The organism is Sphingobium sp. 22B, from assembly GCF_001580035.1.
Classification (GTDB): domain Bacteria; phylum Pseudomonadota; class Alphaproteobacteria; order Sphingomonadales; family Sphingomonadaceae; genus Sphingobium; species Sphingobium fuliginis.
The window spans coordinates 44625-59080 of the sequence record NZ_LTAB01000005.1; the positions used below are offsets into that span (position 1 = coordinate 44625).

At 64.2% G+C, this 14456-nt stretch carries 11 protein-coding genes; 4 read left to right on the forward strand and 7 right to left on the reverse strand.

The features are described from left to right. Positions 1–20 precede the first annotated feature (20 nt). Positions 21–395, forward strand: a complete 375-nt coding sequence (locus A0J57_RS06680) for a hypothetical protein (RefSeq protein WP_061934649.1) — start codon at positions 21–23, stop codon at positions 393–395. Positions 396–412: 17 nt separating this feature from the next. On the opposite strand, the gene A0J57_RS06685 is transcribed toward A0J57_RS06680, so the two are convergent. Next, complete coding sequence (locus tag A0J57_RS06685; RefSeq protein ID WP_061934651.1) at positions 413–2218, reverse strand: IlvD/Edd family dehydratase; 1806 nt, start codon at positions 2216–2218, stop codon at positions 413–415. Positions 2219–2367: 149 nt separating this feature from the next. Between A0J57_RS06685 and A0J57_RS06690 the strand changes: the two genes are divergently transcribed. Further along, positions 2368–4572 (forward strand): PQQ-dependent dehydrogenase, methanol/ethanol family, encoded by a 2205-nt coding sequence (locus A0J57_RS06690; protein ID WP_082718627.1) that lies wholly within the window; start codon positions 2368–2370, stop codon positions 4570–4572. On the opposite strand, the gene A0J57_RS06695 is transcribed toward A0J57_RS06690, so the two are convergent. The 6 genes from A0J57_RS06695 to A0J57_RS06720 all read right to left on the reverse strand — a co-directional run bounded on the left by A0J57_RS06695 (position 4494) and on the right by A0J57_RS06720 (position 13053). Continuing rightward, complete coding sequence (locus tag A0J57_RS06695) at positions 4494–6776, reverse strand: molybdopterin-dependent oxidoreductase (protein WP_064232611.1); 2283 nt, start codon at positions 6774–6776, stop codon at positions 4494–4496. The genes A0J57_RS06690 and A0J57_RS06695 overlap by 79 nt on opposite strands. Further along, on the reverse strand, positions 6773–7852 hold the full coding sequence (locus A0J57_RS06700) for a Zn-dependent alcohol dehydrogenase (RefSeq protein WP_061934655.1): 1080 nt from the start codon (positions 7850–7852) through the stop codon (positions 6773–6775). Before A0J57_RS06700 ends, A0J57_RS06695 begins: the two co-directional genes overlap by 4 nt. Beyond that, a complete protein-coding gene (locus tag A0J57_RS26845; protein ID WP_061934657.1) occupies positions 7849–8208 on the reverse strand; it encodes a hypothetical protein in 360 nt (119 codons plus the stop codon). The genes A0J57_RS06700 and A0J57_RS26845 overlap by 4 nt, the downstream gene beginning before the upstream one ends. Before the next feature lie 369 nt (positions 8209–8577). Continuing rightward, positions 8578–9843 (reverse strand): MFS transporter, encoded by a 1266-nt coding sequence (locus A0J57_RS06710; RefSeq protein WP_061934659.1) that lies wholly within the window; start codon positions 9841–9843, stop codon positions 8578–8580. Between the two features lie 62 nt (positions 9844–9905). Then, positions 9906–12245, reverse strand: a complete 2340-nt coding sequence (locus tag A0J57_RS06715) for a TonB-dependent receptor (RefSeq protein ID WP_158298504.1) — start codon at positions 12243–12245, stop codon at positions 9906–9908. A 166-nt stretch (positions 12246–12411) separates the two neighbouring features. Further along, on the reverse strand, positions 12412–13053 hold the full coding sequence (locus A0J57_RS06720) for a helix-turn-helix domain-containing protein (RefSeq protein ID WP_025547717.1): 642 nt from the start codon (positions 13051–13053) through the stop codon (positions 12412–12414). Between the two features lie 235 nt (positions 13054–13288). On the opposite strand from A0J57_RS06720, the gene A0J57_RS06725 reads away from it, so the two are divergent. Both A0J57_RS06725 and A0J57_RS06730 read left to right on the forward strand, forming a co-directional pair. Then, complete coding sequence (locus tag A0J57_RS06725) at positions 13289–13972, forward strand: SDR family NAD(P)-dependent oxidoreductase (protein WP_061934663.1); 684 nt, start codon at positions 13289–13291, stop codon at positions 13970–13972. Continuing rightward, on the forward strand, positions 13969–14445 hold the full coding sequence (locus A0J57_RS06730) for a VOC family protein (protein WP_082718625.1): 477 nt from the start codon (positions 13969–13971) through the stop codon (positions 14443–14445). Before A0J57_RS06725 ends, A0J57_RS06730 begins: the two co-directional genes overlap by 4 nt. Positions 14446–14456: the final 11 nt, after the last annotated feature.

The following is a 14456-nucleotide window of genomic DNA, read 5'->3' on the forward strand; positions in this document are numbered from 1 at the left end:
GATCGGTCATGAGGTGGAGGATGAAGTACAGGATCGGTTTCGACGATCAGCGCAAGCTGGTTTCCGTTTCCTTCTTCGAATTTCTGGATGCGGAAACCGGCCAGCGCTACACCACGGAATTGTCTGACGGGCTGCGCGCCAGGCAGGGGAGGGGGCGCTATAACCTCCTCATCACGGTCGGGCAGCAGGACATCATGCCCCAGGGCACCGTGGAGGCGATCAACGATCTGGTCGAATCCGAAGCCTTCAGGATCATCCGCAAGACGGCAGTGGTTTCGCACAGCGCGCTGCATGCGATGCAGGTCAAGAGGATCGGAGAAAAACGCCTGATCAGGCCGGTCGCCACCGAAAAAGAGGCAATGGACTGGTTTGCCGAGGAGGAAGGGCCGGAGTAGCGCCGCCGGGCGATGCGCTACACCGGATGTCGTGGCAGATCGCTGAGCGCCGAGACATTGCGGTAGCGGGTGGCGCAGCCGATCACCATGCCGTCGGAAAGCTGATCGACCAGTTCCCGCTGGATTTCCTGCCACGGCGTCTGCGCCCTGGGCATGGGGAAGCCGCCTGCCGCCTCCAGCGCGTCCCGCCGCCGCGTCAGTTCGGCCTGCTCGACCAGCAGGTCCGCCCTGCGGCGGCGCAGATCGATGCGAATCCGGTCACCGGACCTGACCAGCGCCAGATTGCCGCCGCTCGCCGCCTCCGGCGAGGCGTTGAGGATCGACGGGGAGGCGGAGGTGCCCGATTGCCGGCCGTCGCCGATGCAGGGCAGGACGCTTATTCCCCGCTTCACCAGGGCGGCCGGCGGGCGCATGTTCACGACCTCCGGAGCGCCGGGATAGCCGATCGGTCCCGCGCCCCGCATCACCAATATGCTGCTTTCGTCTATCCCGCTTGCCGGATCGTCGATCCTTTTCCGGAAATCCTCCGGGCCTTCGAACAGGATGGCCGTGCCTTCGAACGCGTCCGGATCGTCAGGATCGGTCAGATAGCGGTCCCGGAATTCGGATGTGATGACAGACAATTTCATGATCGCCGATGCAAAGAGATTGCCGCGCAGCACGATGAAGCCGGCATTCCGGCGCAGGGCCGTTTCGGCGGTGCGGATCACATCGCTGGCGGTCGCCACGGCATTCCGGCAATTCTCGCCCAGCGTGCTGCCGTTGACCGTCAGCGTGCCTTCATGGATGCGGCCCATCCGCATCAGTTCCGCGACGACCGCCGGAACGCCGCCCGCCCGGTGGAAATCCTCCGCCAGATAGGCGCCGGCGGGCTGCATGTTGACGAGCAGGGGAACGTCATGGCCCCGTTCCCAGTCCGCGATGCCGAAATCGACGCCGACATGGCGGGCTATGGCTATGATGTGGACCGGCGCGTTGCTCGATCCCCCGAGCGCGGTGTTCACGACCACGGCATTTTCGAAAGCTTCGCGCGTCAATATGTCGGAAGGGCGGATATTCTGCCGCACCAGTTCCACGATCCTGCGCCCGGTGCGATAGGCGGCGGCGCCGCGTTCCCGATAGGCGGCCGGAATGGTGCCGCTGCCGGGCAGGGAGAGGCCGAGCACTTCGGCCAGGGCATTCATCGTCGACGCGGTGCCCATCGTGTTGCAATAGCCGGCTGAGGTGGCGCCATCCATGATCGCCTTCCTCATCTCGCCCTCGCTGATCCGGCCGGCGGCATGTTCGGCGCGCAATTTCCAGGCGATGCTGACCGCGCCCGCCCGCTCGCCCCTGTACCAGCCGTTGAGCATCGGCCCGTTGGTGAGCACCATGGCGGGGATGTTGGCGGTCGCCGCCGCCATGATGCAGGCGGGGGTCGTCTTGTCGCAGCCCGTGGTCAGCACGACGCCGTCCAGCGGATAGCCGTGCAGCGTTTCGACCAGTCCCAGATAGGCGAGGTTGCGGTCGATCGCCGCGGTCGGGCGGCGGCCGGTCTCCTGGATGGGATGGACCGGAAATTCCAGCGGAATGCCGCCTGATTCGCGAATGCCGTCCTTCACCCGCTGCGCGAGTTCGAGATGGCTTCTGTTGCAGGGCGAAAGGTCGCTGCCCGTCTGGGCGATGCCGATGATGGGCCGCCCGCTCTGGAGCTCTTCCGGCGTCAGTCCGAAGTTCAGATAGCGTTCCGTGTACAGCGAGGCGAGCACCGGATCCTCGGCATTGTCGAACCATTGCCGGGACCGCAGCCTGCGTTCCTCCCCGGACTTTCCGCCGCCGCTCATCTGCCGCCTCCCTAAAAAGTGACTTCCGGTAAAAAAGTCGATTTAATATTGTATGGTGGATAATGTGGCATATGATCGCGTCGGTGACAACTGCCGCCGAGTCCGGCGGATGCGGGGCGGGAAAACCCGGCCGGTGGGAGGGGAAGATCATGAGCGGACCCAATCATGTCGATCGAGGCCAGCGGAGCCCGGAAGGCGGCAGGCCTGCCATGACCGGCATTGCCGCCGGGCTGTGCAGGCGTCTTCTCGCCCCTTTCCTCGTGGCTGCGATGACGATCGGCCTTGCCGCCTGCCGCGGTCCGGCAGAGCCTTCCGTCGGCGGCAGTTCAGCGGACTGGGCGCATTATGGCGGGACGCAGGACGAGATGCGCTTCAGCCGGCTGGAGGAGATCAACGACGGCAATGTCGCGTCGCTGGGCCTTGCCTGGTCGCTCGATCTGGAGGGGGAGCATCAGCTGGAGGCGACGCCGCTGGCGGTCGGCGGCACGCTCTATTTCACCGGTCAGGACGCATCGGTCTATGCGGTCGATGCGCGGACCGGAAAGCGGCTCTGGCGCTGGGACTCACGGGAATGGGCGCTGCGCCCGCAGACCATGCACTATATCTTCTCGGTCAACCGAGGCGCCGCCTATTGGCAGGGCAAGGTCTATGTCGGCACGCGCGACGGCCGGCTGGTGGCTCTGGACAGCCGGACCGGCCGCCCCATCTGGTCGCGACAGACGGTGGCGGAGGATTCCTTTCAGTTCATCACGGGTGCTCCGCGCGTGTTCAATGGCAAGGTGATCATCGGCAATGGCGGCGGGGACTGGGCCGCCAGAGGCTATGTCACGGCCTATGACGCGAACAGCGGCAGGCAATTGTGGCGTTTCTACACCGTGCCGGGCGATCCGGCGAAGCCGTTCGAGCAGCCGGCGCTGGCGATGGCCGCGAAAAGCTGGACCGGGCAATGGTGGAAATGGGGCGGGGGCGGCACCGTCTGGGACGGGATCACCTATGACGCGGAGATGAACCGCATCTATATCGGCGCAGGCAATTCGGGTCCCTATAATCCGCGCCTGCGCACGCCCGGCGGCGGCGACAATCTCTTCCTCGCCTCCATCGTCGCGCTGGATGCCGATACGGGCCGCTATATCTGGCATTATCAGGTCAATCCGCAGGAAGCATGGGATTACAAGGCGGCAGCCCAGATGACGCTGGCGCGGCTCACCATCGACGGGAAGCCGCGGCGCGTGTTGATGCAGGCGCCGACCAACGGCTTCTTCTATGTGATCGACCGCGACAGCGGGAAGCTGATTTCGGCCGAAAAGATCGGCAAGGTCAACTGGGCCGAGCGGATCGACGTGAAATCCGGCCGGCCTGTGGAGGTGCCCAATGTCCGGTATGAAAAGGGGCCGATAACCATCTGGCCGGGCCCGCAGGGCGCGCATAATTGGCAGTCCATGGCCTATAATCCGGATACGGGGCTGGTTTATATACCCTATATGCAACTCGGCGCCGTCTATGAGGAAGACAAGGCCTTTCTGGAGAGGGTGAAGGCGAATGGCGGCGAGCCCATATTCGGCGTTTCGGGCGCAGGCACGCATTTTTCGATCCATGCCGATCCGAACGACCGGCGCGACGGCAAGGGCGAACTCATCGCCTGGGACCCCGTGGCGCAGAAGGCCCGGTGGAGGGTCCAGTATGACAGCCTGTGGAACGGCGGCACGATGACCACGCGGGGCAACCTGGTCTTCCAGGGCGATGCCGACGGGATATTGCACGGATATGATGCCCGCACCGGCAAGCAACTGTGGCGTTTCAACGCGGGGCTGGGGATCATCGCGCCGCCGATCACCTATGAAGTGGGCGGCAGGCAATATCTCTCGCTGCTGGTCGGCTATGGCGGCGGCGTGGCGATGCTGGGCCGGTATGCGGATCGCGGCTGGAAATATAATGCGCAGCCCCGGCGTCTGCTGACCTTCGCCCTGGGGGGCAAGGCGCGGCTCCCCAAGACGGCGCCCGCGGATTTTCAGGTTCGCGCGGTGGACGATCCGAAGCTGGTTCTGGATGAAGCCGCGGTCAAGCGCGGCGCCAAGCTCTATGGAGCGAACATGTGTCACGCCTGCCATGGCGCGGGCCTCAACAATACCGGCGTTCCCGGGCCGGACCTTCGGGAATCGGGCGTGGCGCTGGATTACCAGGCCTTCTCGCAGCTTCTGTCGGAAGGGCCGCTCATGGAGCGGGGCATGCCCCGCTTCGAAACCCTCTCCGATGCGGACAAGCGCGCGCTGTGGAGCTATATCCGGGCAGGAGCGCGCGTGTCGCTCGGCAAGCGCAAGGCGAACGACGCGCCGGTCAAGGCAACCGCATTCTGATGGCATGATGGGAAACTATCCGCCGCCGGCAACCGTTCGACGCACACGGGGATACTGCCCATGCGTGGCAGGCCGGTGACGGGATCATAGCCATCCTCGACCGAGATCAGCCGGCTGGTATTGCCGCCGGTGCGGCGTGGATCATCCGATCCCGGATTGGCGCCGAAACCATGCGCCATCGACACCATGCCCGGGCGCAGCGCCGCCTCGGCCGCGACGATGCCCTGGATTTCGCCATGGGGAGAGCGGATCGTGACGCATTCCCCTTCGGCGATCGCCAGGCGGGCAAGATCATCAGGGTGCATATAGGCAGGGTTGACGCCATCGCCGGCGAGCTTGCCGATGCGGCGGCCGAAGCTGTTGAGGATGTTGTTGGTGCGCCGGGGCAGCAGGCGGAACGGATAGTCCGCCTCGACCGCGCGACTATCCTCGGCCAGCACCTGTTCCAGCTCCTCCAGCATCGGCGGGGCGCCAAGCTCCAGCCGGTCGTCATTGTCCGGCGCGCGCGGCAGCACGCGCTGGTCGCTTTCGAAGACATGGCCATCGGGATATTGCTTCACCCGGTCGAGGGGAATGCGCGATCCCTGGCAGGACAGTTCTATCAGCCGGTCGGCGGTGGGCTTGGCCCCGGCGGGATCGAGCGTGAAGGTCATCGGCGGCGCTTCGGCCTGCGGGCCATTGCCATAGCGCATGGTGACGTCGATCATCGTGCCCATGCGCTGGGCCAGGCCCCAGAAGAGTTCCCAGTCCTCGATCACGTCGCTGCCCGGCGGCGGCGGCACCAGCGCAGGCGTGTAGGCCGCATAAGGCTGCGGAAAGCCGCGCGTGGTGCCGTAATATTTGACGCTTTCGGGCATATAGGTCGTCATCGGCGTTTCCAGCGTCAACTTGGGCGCAATGACATAATGGGACAGCTCTGCCGTCGCTGTCATTTCCGTGTCCATCGTGACGAGCAGATCGAGGGTGTTGAGGGCGGCGAAGGCGCGGTTCTGGTCGGGCCAGGCCATCATCGGATTGCCACCGGCCACGATCAGAGCCTTCACCTGACCCGGCCCGTCCAGCAGGATCTCGTCCGCGAGCGCGGCTGCCGAAAGGCCACTGGCGCAGCCGCCCAGCCCGCGCACGCGCAGGCGTGGCTCGAACCCCCAGCCCTGAAAGGGCGGCCAGGGCTGGGCGCGCGCTTCATAACCGGGCAGCAGGACGTTGGGCTTGGCCAGCTTATCGCCCGCCCGCGCCCAGTGGCCGCACAGGCTGGCGAGGCAGAGCGCGAGATATTCGGTCAGGGTGGAATGGGTGGCGAAGCTGGGGCCCGTGCCGCAGCTGACCCCGGCATTGCGCGCGCCGGCGAAGATGCGCGCGGCCTCCAGCAGGTGATCGGCCGAGACGCCGGCCCGATCGGCGGCATAATCGGGCGTGAAGGGTGCGACCGCCGCGCGCAGCGCCTCCACTCCCTGCGTGTTGGCGGCGACGAAATCCTTGTCCTCCAGCCCTTCAGCCAGGATGACATGAATCATCGTGGCGAGGATGGCGATGTCCTCGCCGGGGCGCGGCTGCATATGGATATGGGCGCGCCTGGCGGTTTCAGTGACGCGCGGGTCGATGACGATCAGTTTCGCCTGCGCCTTTTCCATGTCCTTGAGCATGCGGCCGGGATTCTGCCCGGGGAAGCCGGGCGACTTGCTGATGACGGGATTGATGCCGACCAGCAGCCAGGCGTCGGCGGTGTCGAACTGCGGCTGGCCCGCCTGCCACATGCCGTGATGGGCGAGCGCGATGAGGATGCCGGGCTTGTCGATCGAGCCTGCGGTGAAGAACATCGGCGATCCGATGCCACGCAGCCAGCCGGCGGCCACGCCGGTCGACGCGACAAAGGGGACGAGGCCCATGCCGACATACATCGCCACCGAGCGGGGACCGTGTTCGGCGATGATCGCGTCCAGCTTCGCAGCGATCTCGTCCATCGCCGTTTTGGACGGAATGGACGCGAAGCCCCCATCCGGCCCGCGCTTGAGGCTGTGGAGCAGCCGCTGGTCGCCATAATGCTGTTCGGGCAAGGCGCGCCCCTTGGGACAGCTATAGCCGCCATAAAGTGGGGCGCGGGGATTGCCGGTCACCTTCGTCGCCCGGCCGTCTTCCACCGTCACCTGGATCGGGCAATAGGCCGTGCACAGACGGCAGATGCTGGGATGGACCTGCGCGCTCATGCGAACATCACCACGGAGCGGGCCGCTGCGCCGCCGCGCAGCGCGGCGAAGGCATTGTCGATCGCGTCCAGTTCGATATGGGCCGCGACCAGATCGTCGAGATTGAGTCGACCGCTCATGTAGAAATCGACATAGCGCGGTATGTCGACGGGAAAATGGTTCGACCCCATGTTGGACCCCTGCAAGCGTCGCTCGGCGAGAAGGGAGAAACCATCGACCTCCACCTTCACCCCTGGCGGCATCATGCCCGCGACCGTTGCGGTCCCGCCCGGGCGCAGCATGGCAAAGGCGCTTTCTACCGTTGCCTTGAGGCCGATCGCCTCGATCGCATGATCCACGCCGCCGCCTGTCATCTCAACGATGCTGTCCGCCACATCGCGGCCTGCCTCCACGCAGTCGGTCGCGCCGAAGCGGCGGGCCAGGTCCAGCTTGGCGGGCTGGCGATCGATCGCGATGATGCGCCCCGCGCCCGCGATCGCCGCACCGTTGATCGCCGACAGGCCGACGCCGCCGCAGCCGATCACGGCTACGCTCTGCCCCGGCCGGATGCCTGCGCTGTTGATGGCCGCGCCCACGCCGGTGACGACCGCGCAGCCCAGCAGAGCCGCTCGGTCGAACGGCATGTCGGGCGATATGGCGACGCAGGCATTTTCATGCACCAGCATCTCCTGCGCGAAGGCAGAGAGGTTGACGAATTGATGGATGGTTTCGCCGCCGATCGTCAGCCGGGGCGGCGCATCGTCCCTGCGCCGCGTTTCCCCCGTGCCGCATAGCGATAGGCGTCCGGTGACGCAGTCGCCGCAATGGCCGCAAAAGGCGGACAGGCAGGCCACGACATGATCGCCAGGCCGGACCGAACGAACCTCACTGCCGACCGCCAGCACGACGCCTGCCGCCTCATGCCCCAATATGGTGGGCAGCGGATGGGGGACATGGCCTTCCGCGAAATGCAGGTCGGAATGGCACACGCCAACCGCGCGATTGGCGATGCGGACCTCGCGCGGGCCGACATCGCCCAGCATCACGTCCTCGACCGACAGCGGCGCACCGGCCGCGCGCAGGACGGCGGCCTTCATCGTCCGTCAGTCCACCAGCCGCTCGACATGGCGGTCGCGGTCGAGCGCGGGGGCGAGATAATGTCCAACCTTGTAATCGCAGGTGATGGCGGTGCGGCGGCGCTGCGATTACGGTCCAGCGGGACGCCGCTGGCGGCGGGAAGGCGCAGCCGCCGTTCGAAATCGCCGCCCCATATATCGTCGCGATGGTTCATCAGCGGGGAAAGGTATTGCTGGATCGGATAGTCATGGGCGCCATGCAGCATCACGCCGCCATCGGGTTCGTCCTGATGCGTTTCCATCGCGGCCATGGCGATGCGATTCTTGAGCGTCAGATTGCCGATCCGGAACGGATCGAACAGGCGCGGACAGGCCATGCTTCCTCTCGCAAACGTGCCGGCACGGCGCCGGTCTTTTGATGACGCGATCTGCGGGCCGGCGGGTCCATTCCGTCCGCTATGCCGTCACGCGCCATTACCTTTCGTCTAGCACCTTCAAATCATCGAATAATCATTCCATCGAGAGACGGATTGTTCGTTGCGAGAAGATAATAGGTGACGCTCGACCGCGCTGGAAATGTTTGTCCCCATCTTCGTTGTCGACAGTTTCGGCCGAGCGGCGGAACAATCGCTCTGTTGCCTACTCATCGTATCGACGCATCTGGCGCTACCTCAAGCAATCCGTATTCCCTTGATGGCGGTATCCCGCCGGGACGCAGATCGGCTTGCGACAGCGGCGGGGGACGATCAGGCGGCAGCTTCTCCCCCGGCCGTTCTTGCGGACCGATCCGGCTTGGCCTCTACCTGCTGGGGGTAACGGCCCATCAGCAGGTAGAGCAATATGGAAGCGACCAGCCCGCCGATCACAGCGATCAGCGCGACCTGATAGTTGCCGAAACGGTCGTACAGGAAACCGATGCCGACCTGCCCCGCCACCGCCATCAGCGTCATGACGGTAATCGTGCTGCCATAAATGGCGGAATAATGCCGCATGCCGAAATAGCGCGCGGCCATATAGGCGACGATGTCGATCTCCGCGCCCTGCGCCGCGCCAATCAGCACGGCGGCGGTCAAGGCCATGGGGAATGTCAAGGAACCCTGCAACATGAGGATGCAGCCCAATATGGGGCCGAGGCTGAAAAGACATGCGACCGCAGGTGCCCAGATCCGGTCTATCAACGTTCCCGAAATCAGGGTGCCGATCAACACCGAACCCGCAAGCACGCCCGTCAACATGGCCGCGTCGGCCGGCGAGATGTCGAGCGCCGTCAGCAGCGGCTGAAACTGGCTGAGCAAGGTCGACAACGGCGCATAGCCGAAACCCGCACACAAGCAAAGGAGCAGGACGCGGGGCTCGCGCCGCAACAATCCCATATAGTTTTCCCCTTGCGCCGGGCGGGCTTGCGGCTTCCATTCCGTTGAATCCGACCGCTCCGCATCCCGGATACCGAACCAGCAGACCGGGAGGCCGACCAGCAGCACAATGCCCGCGAGCAGGTAGAAACCCGCCTGCCATCCTTCGCGTGCGACAAGCGCGTGTAGCGTGGCGGGCAGGAAAATGCCCAATATGGATATGCCCACCCGCGTGCATGCCAATGCCAGGCCCCGCGACTTGACGAAGCGCGCGGCGACCACGCGGGTGAAGGCAAGGCCGGTGGTGAAGATGCCGATGACCTGCAGGGCGAGATAAGTCGCGTAGAACTGGACCAGCGATCCGCCAAGCCGTGTCATCGCCAGATAGGCCAGACCGGTCAGCGTCATCGCAGCCAGCAGCGGACGGCGCACACCATGGCGGTCGAGCAGCGTTCCGGCAAAAGGCGAGAGGATCGCGGTCAGGATCATTCCGTTGTGCGCGGCGGCGATTTCCCCGCGCGACCATCCAAAATTATCCTGCCAGGGCTGTATGAAGATGCTGGCGTTGAATTGCAGCATGGAAAAGCCGGTTGCGACGCCGACGGAGGCGGCGGCGAGCGTCGGCCAGTGTTTCTTCCATTCCTGAGCGGCGGTCATCATGGCACTGTTCCGCAATGGAAGGAGCGCGGCACCCGAAGATGCCGCGCTCCTGATGGATCACTTCAGAAGCTGGCGCCCAGTTCGACGCCGTAGGTTCTGGGCGGCGAAAGGATCGCATTCGCGCCCGGCGCGGTGAATACCGGATAGGCGGTGTCGAAGAGATTCTTCGCGAACAGCGCCAGCCTCCACCTTGCCGGTCCGACCTCGACATTCTGCAACGCCATGCGCGCATTGGCCACGTCGCGGCGGATGTCATAGGCATAGGCGCCGAACGCGACCCGGCCTGTTCCCGAGGTATCGCTGGCCATGGCATAGTCGCCATGGAAGGCAAGATCGCCGATCCCGACCGGAACGCTGTAATCGATCGCCACGGTGACCGCATGTTTCGGCAGGCTCTGTATCCGCACGTCGGCCAGGGGGTCTATGGTGAAATAGCTTTCAGGGCGCTTGCCATGCAGATAGGCATAGGTCGCGGAGACCTGAAGCCCAGCGGTGGGAGCGGCAATGATTTCCAACTCCGCCCCGCGAATCCGCGTGACGCCAGGCGCATTCAGCGTATCGGTGATGGCCGGATCGCCCGCGGGGTCGAGCTGGCTGGTGATCTGCCGGTTGTGGATGCGATTTTCAAACAGCGCTGCATTGACGCGCAGACGGCGCTCGATCAGGTCGCTTTTTACCCCGATTTCAAAGGACTTGTTCACTTCGGCGCCAAAGGGCTTGAAGGAAGGGGATCGCACCGACACGCCGCCGGCGCGATAGGCCTGGGCGTAGCGGGCATAGATGTTGATGGCGTCCGTTACGTCATAGGCGATGGTGAACGCCGGATCCCAGCGCTTTTCACGGAACGGCGCGCCGATTGTGGCTGTCGGTGCGCCGTTGAACATGGTGCGCTCGAACTTTTTCTCGTCATTCGTGTAGCGCAGGCCGCCCGTCAGGTGCAGCCGGTTGTCTGCGAACGCCGGCGACCAGGTCGCCTGCGCGAAGCCCGCATAGGATGTGGACTCCGCCTCTTGCGAATTAAGTCCCGCACCCGCGCTCCCCACGGCGAATGGGTTGACGCCCAACGCCTGCGTGAATGCGCGATCGGTGTAGATGATGCTCAGCAGGGTCTGGCGGGTATCCTGCACCCGCTCATGGAAATAATAGGCGCCAATGACGAATTCGAGATCGGGCAGGCTGCCGACGAGCTGGAATTCCTGACTTTCCTGCTTCTGCTTGACCTTGTTGTAGGAGGTTACACCCGAAATGCCCCAGATCGGGGTCGTGGGATCAATGCCCAGGCTGGTCCCGCCAAGCCGGGGAAACAGAATGCTGGCGGGTCGGGCGACAGGAAATTTGGTCAGGTTGAACGCGCCGCCAAGTTGGTTAGCCCCTTCCTCGCTTGTTTTCCGGAACGCGGTGATCGACCGCAGCGTCAGGGCGTCGTTCAGTTCCCAACCCGCCTGCAGCGTATGACCCGATGCCTCGGTGCGGAAAGGCGCATTGTAAAGGGATGTCCATGCCGTGTCGGTACGGCGGTCCAGCCTGTCCGTCAGCGGCCGCGCGCCCGTGAGAGTGGCGAGCGGCAACACCGTGCGGCCATTTGCGTCGATCAGCGGGGGCCGGACCAGCACATTGTAATCGCGCGTGTCCTTCGTCACGCTGTGATCATAGGCATAGTCGACGGTGATGGCGGACGTCGGCTTCCACCGCACGCTGGCGCGATAGCCTTCGCCATCGAACGCGCCGAAATCATCTTGCCGCGCGATGCGGGCGACCCGCGGGCCGTTCTTCGTCCATCCATCATGGCTGGAGTTGAGATAATCCAGCTTGATCGAGAAACCGGCAAATTCCGGAAGGTTGAGGTGGGCTTCATAGCGACGCTGATCGAAATTGCCGATCGTCACCTTGCCGTCGCCGCCCAATATGCCGGTCGGCTTCCTGGTCACGATGCGGATGGCTCCGCCTTCGGCATTGCGGCCGAACAGCGTACCTTGCGGGCCGCGCAGCACCTCGATCCGCTCCGGATCGACCAGTTCGGCGCCCATGCCCTGAGCACGGCCCAGATAGACGTCGTCAATATAGACCGCAGTGCCCAGCTCCACCGTGCCCTGTCCGGGATCGCTGTTGGTGACGCCGCGCATGTCGACGATCAGCAGGCTCTGGCTCCCCGCGAAAGGCTGCATGACGACGCCGGGTGGCGGCGACTGAAACAGGGCGGTGAGACCGGTCGCGCCGCGGGCTTCAAGGGCCTCGCTCGAATAGGCGCTGACCGCAATCGGCACGTCCTGAAGATTTTCGGCCCGCTTCTGGGCGGTGACGATGATTTCCGCGACGCCATCTTGTGCCACTGCCGGCACGGCCAGGCCCATCAGCAAGCCAGGTAGCGAAATCCCGGCCAGATAAATTTTCCCTCTCCGCATATCTTCTCCCATTTTCACGGCCATGCCTAAGACATATGACTTAAGATGAGACATGTCTCTTAGAAGGGAGAAGGCCAGAGCGCCAATCCGCACGGAAATGATCGCCTATGCGATCCATGACTCGCAAAGGCGGGGAGGAGACGGTTCCTGTGCTACGGATACCGTCTTAACTTCCCGGTGCTGGTCTGAGGCACATGGCCCGCAGCATTTCGATGCCTTCGGCCAGAAATTCCGCTTCGGGCATGACTTCCAGCCCTTCGGACAAATTCTTGTCCCGTTCGAAAATCATGTCGAAAAAGGTGCAGGAGCCGTGCCGCAGGCGATAGCTCATCAGGTCGCGCGGCACATCGGGCTGCAGGGCGAAATAGAGCTCCATGGCTTCGCCGCTGGCAGGTGTCGAGTAAAGCTGGGCGTTGCGGATCTCGGTGCCTTCCCTCCAGCGGATCGCATGGCGAAAGAAGGATGCGTAGCGATGCACCCCCTGCGCATCGCGCAGTTCGTAGTTGGGCAGGACGAGCGCGCCGAGTACGGAGGCGGGATCACGCTCCCGCCCTTCGGCATGGATGGCGTCCAGCATCTGCCGCCGTCGCGCATCCAGTGTCGGCAGGCGATGGGCCCATATCGCGCGAACCAGCTTTTCGCGGTCATTGAAATGATAACTGACCGCGGAGTTGTTGGCGGCATTGGCTTCCAGGCGGACCTGGCGCAGCGATACATTCTCTATCCCATGCTCTCCGAACAGCCTTTCCGCCGCCTCTATGATGGCCAGCGCCGTGCCCTTGAACGACTGGGCAGGAAGATCATCCATGATGGGAGCCACTCTTTCTCTCTACAGCAATCAGTGGCTCCGCTATCCGCCCAACGCCGTCATAATGCAACGGCGCGCAAATGCGCCGGGGCCGTGCGTAGATCACACCCATCATATGGATGATGGAATTGGCAGGCCGGGCCTTTCGTTCTGTAGGCCGCTTGCAATAAGACATGTTTCTTATATTGCACGGAAGAGCGGCACGAAGCCCAAGAACAGCGAGAGGAATGCGCCGGTGCTCAATTCATTATTCGGACTGTCGGGCAAGAATGCGCTGGTGGTCGGCGCAGGCAAGGTGCCCCATGCCATTGCGTCCCTGTTCGGATCAGCGGGAGCGGCCGTCACCCATTCGCAGGAACCGGAACTGACGGAGGAGGGCGTCGAGGCGTTGTTCGACGGCGTGCCGGAACTCGACATATTGGTGAACGGCGCCATTGTGACCGGCCCCTGGCCGCTCGACGATCTGACGATGGACGAATGGGACCGCGTGCATTCAACCAACGTTCGCGGCGCGTTCCTGCTCATGCGGCAGGCGGTGCGAACGATGCGGAGGCATGGCCGGGGCGGTCGTCTTGTCAACCTGTCGACCATCGGATCGGTTCATCCGGTGCTGCATGGCAATTATGCCTATGGCTCTTCCCGCGCCGGGATGAACGCCCTCACCCGGCAATTCGCGCTGGATTGCGCAGAGGACGGGATTGCCTCTAACGCCATTCTGGTGGGTGCGATCCCCTCGGACCCCTTCCCCGAAGGCTGCCCCATGCCTCCCAAGGGGCCGGGCGTGAGGCCGGAGCGGTTTCCCATGGGCTATGGCACGCCTGAAGATGTCGCGCCGGTGGCGCTGCTTCTGGCGTCCGCCGCCGGCCGCTACATCAACGGCCAGACGATCGTCGTCGATGGCGGCTTCCAGATCGCATGACGGCCGATCGGATGGCCACGCTCTTCGACGGCTTCTATCAGATGGGCTTTGTCGCCCGCGATCTGGATCAGGCCACCGACGCGCTGGCGAGGCGGTTCGGCATAAGGCGTTTTCGCCGCAAGGCCTCTTCGCCATTCATGGACGCGGCGCATGCATGGGTGGGGTCCACCATGCTGGAAATCATCCAGATCCGGCAGGGCGCGCCCGAAATCTATGAAGCCTATCTGCCCGACGAGCCGTCCGCGGTCCGCCTGCATCATCACGGCTTTCGCGTGGCCGATGCGGCTGCCTGGGACGAGGTCAACCGACGCATCGACGAAGCAGGCCTGGCGACACCGATGCGCGGCGCCGTCATGGATGGCCAGCTCAACTATATCTACGCCGACACGCGGGCCGACACCGGGATTTACAGCGAATATGTCTATCTGACCGGGGCGGCGACGTCGATCTATGACGACGTGCCCCATAACTGAAGGGAAATAAG

Excerpts from the sequence above, each read along its gene's own strand:
- A0J57_RS06680 (WP_061934649.1), top strand. The coding sequence starts at position 21 with ATGAAGTACAGGATCGGTTTCGACGATCAGCGCAAGCTGGTTTCCGTT.
- A0J57_RS26845 (WP_061934657.1), bottom strand. The coding sequence starts at position 8,208 with ATGGCCTGTCCGCGCCTGTTCGATCCGTTCCGGATCGGCAATCTGACG.
- A0J57_RS06715 (WP_158298504.1), bottom strand. The coding sequence starts at position 12,245 with ATGCGGAGAGGGAAAATTTATCTGGCCGGGATTTCGCTACCTGGCTTG.
- A0J57_RS06700 (WP_061934655.1), bottom strand. The coding sequence starts at position 7,852 with ATGAAGGCCGCCGTCCTGCGCGCGGCCGGTGCGCCGCTGTCGGTCGAG.
- A0J57_RS06695 (WP_064232611.1), bottom strand. The coding sequence starts at position 6,776 with ATGAGCGCGCAGGTCCATCCCAGCATCTGCCGTCTGTGCACGGCCTAT.
- A0J57_RS06720 (WP_025547717.1), bottom strand. The coding sequence starts at position 13,053 with ATGGATGATCTTCCTGCCCAGTCGTTCAAGGGCACGGCGCTGGCCATC.
- A0J57_RS06685 (WP_061934651.1), bottom strand. The coding sequence starts at position 2,218 with ATGAGCGGCGGCGGAAAGTCCGGGGAGGAACGCAGGCTGCGGTCCCGG.
- A0J57_RS06730 (WP_082718625.1), top strand. The coding sequence starts at position 13,969 with ATGACGGCCGATCGGATGGCCACGCTCTTCGACGGCTTCTATCAGATG.
- A0J57_RS06690 (WP_082718627.1), top strand. The coding sequence starts at position 2,368 with ATGAGCGGACCCAATCATGTCGATCGAGGCCAGCGGAGCCCGGAAGGC.
- A0J57_RS06710 (WP_061934659.1), bottom strand. The coding sequence starts at position 9,843 with ATGATGACCGCCGCTCAGGAATGGAAGAAACACTGGCCGACGCTCGCC.